At 36.7% G+C, this 6822-nt stretch carries 7 protein-coding genes; 2 read left to right on the top strand and 5 right to left on the bottom strand.

Features of this window, described 5'->3' with window-relative positions:
• The 3 genes from HC000_RS17875 to HC000_RS17865 all read right to left on the bottom strand — a co-directional run.
• On the bottom strand, window positions 1–508 hold a 508-nt coding region (locus HC000_RS17875; RefSeq protein ID WP_179808356.1), incomplete at its 3' end, for a hypothetical protein.
• Entirely contained in the window at window positions 505–1401 is an 897-nt protein-coding gene (locus tag HC000_RS17870) for a site-specific integrase (protein ID WP_179808355.1), read from the bottom strand. The genes HC000_RS17875 and HC000_RS17870, both read right to left, overlap by 4 nt.
• On the bottom strand, window positions 1388–1636 hold the full coding sequence (locus tag HC000_RS17865; protein ID WP_096317125.1) for a hypothetical protein: 249 nt from the start codon (window positions 1634–1636) through the stop codon (window positions 1388–1390). The genes HC000_RS17870 and HC000_RS17865 overlap by 14 nt, the downstream gene beginning before the upstream one ends.
• Before the next feature lie 1076 nt (window positions 1637–2712).
• Between HC000_RS17865 and HC000_RS17855 the strand changes: the two genes are divergently transcribed.
• Entirely contained in the window at window positions 2713–3054 is a 342-nt protein-coding gene (locus HC000_RS17855; protein WP_179808354.1) for a hypothetical protein, read from the top strand.
• 244 nt (window positions 3055–3298) lie between these two features.
• Here the strand turns inward: HC000_RS17855 and HC000_RS17850 are convergent, their stop codons facing one another.
• Window positions 3299–3979 carry a replication initiation protein gene (locus HC000_RS17850; RefSeq protein WP_179808353.1) on the bottom strand — a complete coding sequence of 227 codons (681 nt, stop codon included), beginning with the start codon at window positions 3977–3979 and terminating at the stop codon, window positions 3299–3301.
• Window positions 3980–4619: 640 nt separating this feature from the next.
• Here HC000_RS17850 and HC000_RS17845 point away from each other — a divergent pair.
• The gene (locus HC000_RS17845) at window positions 4620–6416 is read left to right on the top strand and encodes an acyltransferase family protein (RefSeq protein ID WP_179808352.1); all 1797 of its coding nucleotides are present in this window, start codon (window positions 4620–4622) and stop codon (window positions 6414–6416) included.
• 105 nt (window positions 6417–6521) lie between these two features.
• On the opposite strand, the gene HC000_RS17840 is transcribed toward HC000_RS17845, so the two are convergent.
• A partial coding sequence (locus tag HC000_RS17840) for a hypothetical protein (protein ID WP_218911060.1) occupies window positions 6522–6822 on the bottom strand: 301 nt, incomplete at its 5' end.

Below are 6822 nucleotides of genomic sequence, written 5' to 3'. Positions count from 1 at the left end.
GCCTTTCGTTTTCAGCTTCAATTAATTTTTGTTGAGCCCTATTTTGTAGCCTCTCTGCTTCTGCAAATTCATCGTTGAGTGCGTTTTTCGCGGTTTCTTCTGCACTATTAGCCTGCTCTATTTTGTTTTGTAACTGTTTTTTATATTCATTTAAGTCATGTTCGTTTTTAGCTTCAAGAGATTTTATTTTATTACTTAATTCAATGTTTACAAGTCTGTGCCCACAGAACAAAAACAAAAATATAAATGCTGTTCCACCAACTAATGCACCTGTAGCTAAGGCTAAGCTGTTATCCCATACGTTTTCCCAGCCTAACTTTGTATTGCTGGTACTTTTAAATGTAACCGTTAACTCGCCATCAGCACTTTCGGTGTAAGCGAATTTTTTTAGGCCTTTATAAAATTTCACATCACCACTAACCCTGCTCTCGTAGTAATTATCGAGAGATTGGTACCCAAAGTAACCGGCTAAACCTAAAGCAATAACAAGAGCGAAAAGGTATTTCATCGTAAGTAAACCTCTGTGATATCCGGTCTAAAATGCCCCATTTCTTGGCTAACCGTTTCTAGACGCGTAGTGTAATTTAATCTTTGATTTTGTAACTCGGACATACGTTCTTGAGCGTATGAATGACGAACGCCATGTGCACCAGATGACCACCCAAGAACACGATTTGATGCTGCAGAAAATGAGTTAGACCAGCGTTGGCCACCTGCAATATCATACTGAGAACGATAATTAATGCCTCTGTCGCTTACTGTGTTTGCTGTGTCCAGGCGTTTGCTTTCTAAGCGTTCTGAAAGTGAATGAGGTAAAACGACTTCTCGTACAAGACCGCCTTTCCCTTGTACGGTGTAACGTACTCCATCACGACCATTAAATTTACTTTCTAGTGCAGGTCTGTCTGATGGGGCTCGCTCTTCTATTCGTTGTAACGTCAATAATTCATGTGCACGTAGTCCAGCCGCATATGCAATTTCTGTTGCCAGTGCGTTACGTTCAGTTTGTGCTGAGGCTATGGCGTGTACTTGCTCTGGAGTATAAGAGCGGCTGGCTTCTATGGTTTCACGCTCAGATTTTATTGAAGAGTCTAGTTTGTTATTTTTGTCTAGTGTTTTTGTAATGTTGTGCATCATGCACTGTATTGCTTGGCGCTCCATATTTAATTGCGATTGACGAACTTTTTCAGCGCGGATGTTCAAGTATGAATTGGCGGTTTCTGGGGTCATTCCTCTTAATGAGTCACCTAGCCCATATTGCTGCATATTCTTCGCCACACTTTCCAGTGCACCGCGATAATTATCAACCGTTCTTATGGAGTCTAATATATTGTTACGTGTGAAGTCCTTGGTGACAGAAAATGCTTGCTGCTCAGGGGTTTTTACACTAAATCTTGCCATGAATATCTTTACTTTTTAACCAGCGATGAACAGTAGATTCCGCTACTACGAAGCGTTTTTTTTTGCTTAACCAACGTGTGATCTCTGCTATTGTCGAGCCCTTTTGGCGCAATCCTTCTATCTCAGCATGATACTTATCTAACCTTGATTTGCGCTGGCTATAGCTGCGCTTTCTGCGTAGCTCTGAATCTTTTTTTAACTCTGCAACTTCTTTATCTGGATCAAAATTGGTCATAATTTCTCTTTGTAAGTCTAACTGGAAAAGCTGTCGCTTAACTCAGCGGTAACTGAATACCTATTCGCCCCTGTTTTGCAATATCGTTTGCATAGGTTCGGACTGTTCTCACCTTAAAACGCATCAATTAAAGTTGATAAGACTTAAGCTTTACGAGCTTTAGAACGGATTTTCTCTTTTCTGAGAAGCGTATAGCCTCCAAATTTACTGTATGGGTTCAGTACTGAAACGGTTGTTTTCAGTCTCGGTTTGATTTGGTACTAACCGGTAAAGTACGGTGCTATAGGCACTACTCTTTAAGAGCTTCCTATATTACAAGCAACAAAAAAAAAGTCAAAAATAAATTAATTTCACGCAATGCGTTTTAGTTTTTGCGTGAAATTGCTGTATGGCTCTAACCCGCTGGGTTACAGCTCGTTTTACGAGTTGTACCCAGCGGGTTGGAGGTTTGCACAATTTTCAACTTTTTTACGCTGTTTTGGCGGGGGCTAACGCGCTGCGCTTGTTGGCTCACAAAAACGTTTAAAATCGCCCACAGGCGATTTTAATCCGTTTTTGGAGCTTGCACTGAATCTGAATGTGAACCGGGTAAAAACAAACGCTTTGTTGGGCACAAACGGGGAGTGTGTACTGAGAAAACGTATTTAACATAAAAACCGTTTAAAGAGCCACTGCCGCAGAGTGAAATTAAAGCCACAGCTAAAAGCGTAGCGCGATGGACGCACAAGAACTTTAGTGCAGCCGGCTTTAGTGAGTGGTAAGGTTTCTAAACGCCCAACATCTAATGGCAAATCAAAGTCGGAGTTACAACCAGTGGTTTTAAGACTCAAAGAGCAAGGTTACTCAAATCGTGATATAGCACAGGATTTGGGCATTTCAGCAAGTACAGTTAGCCTTTACTTAAAGATGTAACTGTAGTGATCGAATAAGCCATATCAGATAATAGCCTTTTTGGTATTATCTATATTTGAAACTGGTACCTAAGTATTCAAATAAATCTCGGAGAGAGTTCTGACTCTCTTTGTGGCACTAAAAAAGGCTATATAAACATAATTAGATCAGAGTAGAGGTGTGTTATGAATATAGAGAGCTTAAAGTTCGAAATGGCTGAAGAAGAAAAGCAGAGACTTCGTGCTTTATCAGCGTTAGAACTTATAGATTTAGCATTAGAACATGATGGCCGGTCAGCTAAATCTGCTGCTTTAATTATTCTGAGTTTGGAAGCAGATAACTGGTTTAAGTTTAGTGCTGTAGAATTAATACATTTAGATCCGCTTCATCGAGAGTATGCGAATAACGTATTACTTGGCGTATCAGCGGGCGACTACCAGCCTAGCGCATGGCTTAGACGGCTTGATATTGATGTAACCGTTAAAATAAATGACTTAATTGAAAAATGGTCTGATTTGAGGGTTTAGGTTTCATAGTTTTCAGTTATGAATGAGTTTAAATACTCAGTGTCATTTTTTAATCTGTTTATCATATTATTTTTTCGGCTAAGGGCGTTACCGTGATTTTTTACTTTCTGTTGTGCAAGCTTCACTTCTTGTCTGTAGTGCTTTAATAATTCGTTGCCGGCCATTGTGATGCTTTCCCCAGTTCAGGCGGCATTTTCATTGAAAGGCATTTTTTGAGATGTTTTAGGTATCCAGCTAAAGGAACTCAAACATCCATTTTTAGTTGGGCACTTTTCTTAAATTCAAAAGATAGCGCCTTAACAGAGCGACCTTTTTTTATTGTTTCAAATTTAATTGTTAAGTCGCTTCGCTGATTAAGCTCTTTAATTGCTGGCTTTATAACCCACTTGTTTAGATCTTTAAATTGCTCATATTTATCCAAAATTCCTAAAGCGGATTTAAAGTCATCAAGAAAAATTATTCGCTCACCAGTGGCGTTAAATCTCATTAGTAACTCATAAATACGTATTGAGTGTGAGCTTTGTAGCGTAGCTATATTGCGTAATTTATATGTTGTAAACCGGCTTTGTAATTGGCAAATGTACTTGAGCACTTCATCAGACCAGGTTAATGTTATAGCTCCTTCACCCTTTAATTTTTTCACCTTCTTTTGAACCCAATGAAGCTCAATCTCTTCCTTTTCATCCCGCAAGATAATGCTAGATTTGAATAATGCGTCTGCTGCTTTATATAGATCCCTTCTTGCGTTATTTTGCACCCCCATTAAATCAGCAAACTCTGAAGTAGTTAACGTCATCTCTTTTGGAATATCTTTTCTAGAATCAACCTTCGCAAGGCAAGCCAACACAAGTTTTTGAGCTTGAACATTTAGCTTATAGCTTGCGTCAATTAAGTTGTTTGATTTTGTAACTGATAAATTGCTCACATCTTCTTCCTAAGGCGGAGGTTATTATTGTTCCACTACCGTACCATCAAGTGGAGCTTTTTTAAAGCTCTCCACCATTGGTTGTGGGTATCCGTGTCAATCTCTCCCCCTTTAACCCTTGTTTCCGTGTCAATCTCTCCCCCTTTAACCCTTGTTTCCGTGTCAATCTCTCCCCCTTTAACCTCTGTAGGCCTTTGCTTGCAATGGCTACAGAGGTGCTAAAAACAAGAGATATAAAAAACAAGAGTTATTAAAAAGGCGTTAGCCTGTGAATAAGTTGCAAAATATTAAGCATTAAACACTACAATAGTTCCTCCACAATCCAAAGATTGCGGCTAAGCGCCCTCAATCTGGTTCTGATGGACTTTGTATAAGAAGTGATACCGTTTGTTATTTGCATCTATGAAATTGCTCTACAGAGCCTCTAAGCTCCATAAAAGATGTTTATCAGGGCACGATTAGCTTTTATTCTAGCTGGAAGATCGGGGAACGCGTTTGGAGGACTGTTTTACACTTAACTCTGTAAAGTCGCGCTCGTTCCTCGCTACGGCTTCGCCAAGTTAAAATTAGGATCGTCGATAGTTCATTGGTATAATTAATATCTAATAAGGAAGTTAAGTAATTATTCAATAGGCACATTATGAATTATCGTTCTGATATACAAGTTCTTCGAGGAATATCTGTTCTTTTTGTTGTTTTATACCATTTAGGGTTTCAAGTTTTTAAGAGTGGCTTTTTAGGTGTAGATATTTTTTTTGTTATCAGTGGTTTTTTAATGGCTGTTCTCTATGATAAAGAGAAGAAATTACACTTCTTAGAACGCAGAGCCAAGAGGTTGTTACCTGCTTACTATGTTGTTATTTTAGCAACATTAATAATTTCATTTTCTATCAATACATTAAATGAAATTAGACAAGTAGTTGAACAAACTATTTACGCATCTTTATTTTTATCCAACGTTGGCTTTTGGCTACAAAATTCATATTTTGACACTTCTGCTTTTAAGCCCTTACTTCATTTATGGTCTCTTGGAGTTGAAATACAATTTTATTTAATTGTTCCTTTTTTAGCTTGGTTTTTTTATAAAAGTAAGAGTTTCATATTTGTTTTTTTTCTCGCCTCATTAGCTCTTTGTTTTCTTATTGTTAGTATCTCACCTAAAACTTCTTTTTTTATGATGCCATTAAGAATATGGGAATTTCTTATTGGTTATGGCGCAGCTATATTTTTTACAATGAAAGGAAATGTCAGATATACCAAGTATCAGTTTTTAGGTTTAGTAGGCTTAATAGGTTTAGTATTCGTACCTTTTATTAGTATAGAAGCAAGTAGCCTTAGCTTTATAACGGGGCACCCTGGGTTATTATCTTTGATAATATCTCTTTCTACAGGGTTGGTTTTGATCTTTGGTTTATCCAATAAGTTAAGTGAATCTTTCTTTGGAAAAGTTTTTGTAACTTTAGGTAAGTACTCGTATTCCATATATTTAGTACATTTCCCGATAATTGTTTTGTATCTATCAAAACCATTTGGAGGAACATCAATAACAATAGAAAACTTAAGTAGCTTGTTGACATTGTTTTTCTTGATAGCAATAAGTGCATTCTTATTATATAGATATGTAGAATGCTATAAATCTAACTTTAACTTCTTTAAATTATCTATTGTTACAAGCTTTTCATTGATAGTTCTTTCTTTAATGTTATCTACTATTAAAAGTAACTTTATTTCAATTGAAGAGAAATACATCTTTGAGGCTTTTACTGATCGCTCACAATACCGATGCGGTAAAATTACTAGGATAATAAATCCAAGTGCAATTTCGTGTGAATTAACTGGGTTAGAAGGTAATAAGCTTAATAAAAAAATAATGTTAGTTGGGAACAGTCATGCAGATTCTATTAAGTCTACATTTACAGATGTTGCTAAAGAAAATAATAGCTCATTGCATTTTTTAGTATCTAATAGTCCTTTAATGAAAGGAGGTTTACTACCTGAAATAGTAATCAATGAGGCGAAGAGTAAAGGGATAACTCATATTTATTTACACCATTCCGCAGGTGCGTTTTCATATGAAATAATTAAGAGCACTGTGGATTTAGCTGAAGTCGAAGGCATGAAAGTCGTTTTTCTTGAACCGGTTCCTGTGTGGCCTGAACATATACCTGAAATGATGTATAAAAATATAAAAAATAATAATGTTATTATTTCTAAAACAAAACAGCAGTATTTTGAAGAGTATGAATACTTATTTTCTAATATTTCAAAAATAAATAACTCTAACTTTAAAAGATTATCTATTGTTGATGAATTTTGTAATCCGAACTGCTTGTATCAAGACGAAGGTGGAAGACCACTTTATTTTGACAGTAATCACTTAACGTTAACAGGAAGTAAGTTAATAAGGGATAGCCTACTAAAATCAATAAGTGAATAAAAGTTCGGAGCGCCTATCGTATTAGGTGCTCCATTTCAAATCATCTAGATATTCGGGGGGTAAACTCTAAAAATGGGGGCGTTATAAAGTGTTTTTTGAATCTTTTTATTTATCTTTTATCAAACTAGGGTGGTGCTTTTTAACGAATTTAAATAGTTCATCCTGATCTGTTCTAAGCGCATCTACTTGTCGTTTATAGCGCTGCATTGCTTTGCCGGCGTGAATTTTACTGAATTCTTCTTTTGCCTTTAAATCTTCCGCCTCGGATTGCTTGGCCTTTGCTTCGTTCACCAAGGTTATTGCTTCTCTTTTTAATTTTTCAGCACTGTGCCTTTCGTTTTCAGCTTCAATTAATTTTTGTTGAGCCCTATTTTGTAGCCTCTCTGCTTCTGCAAATTCATCGTTG

It is taken from the genome of Pseudoalteromonas sp. MIP2626 (assembly GCF_013414205.1).
Taxonomy (GTDB): domain Bacteria; phylum Pseudomonadota; class Gammaproteobacteria; order Enterobacterales; family Alteromonadaceae; genus Pseudoalteromonas; species Pseudoalteromonas nigrifaciens.
This window is presented reverse-complemented; position numbering and strand designations above follow the sequence as displayed.

Bases quoted from the DNA above. Each gene is read 5' to 3' on its own strand.
- HC000_RS17870 (WP_179808355.1), bottom strand. From the start codon at position 1,401: ATGGCAAGATTTAGTGTAAAAACCCCTGAGCAGCAAGCATTTTCTGTC.
- HC000_RS17845 (WP_179808352.1), top strand. From the start codon at position 4,620: ATGAATTATCGTTCTGATATACAAGTTCTTCGAGGAATATCTGTTCTT.
- HC000_RS17865 (WP_096317125.1), bottom strand. From the start codon at position 1,636: ATGACCAATTTTGATCCAGATAAAGAAGTTGCAGAGTTAAAAAAAGAT.
- HC000_RS17855 (WP_179808354.1), top strand. From the start codon at position 2,713: ATGAATATAGAGAGCTTAAAGTTCGAAATGGCTGAAGAAGAAAAGCAG.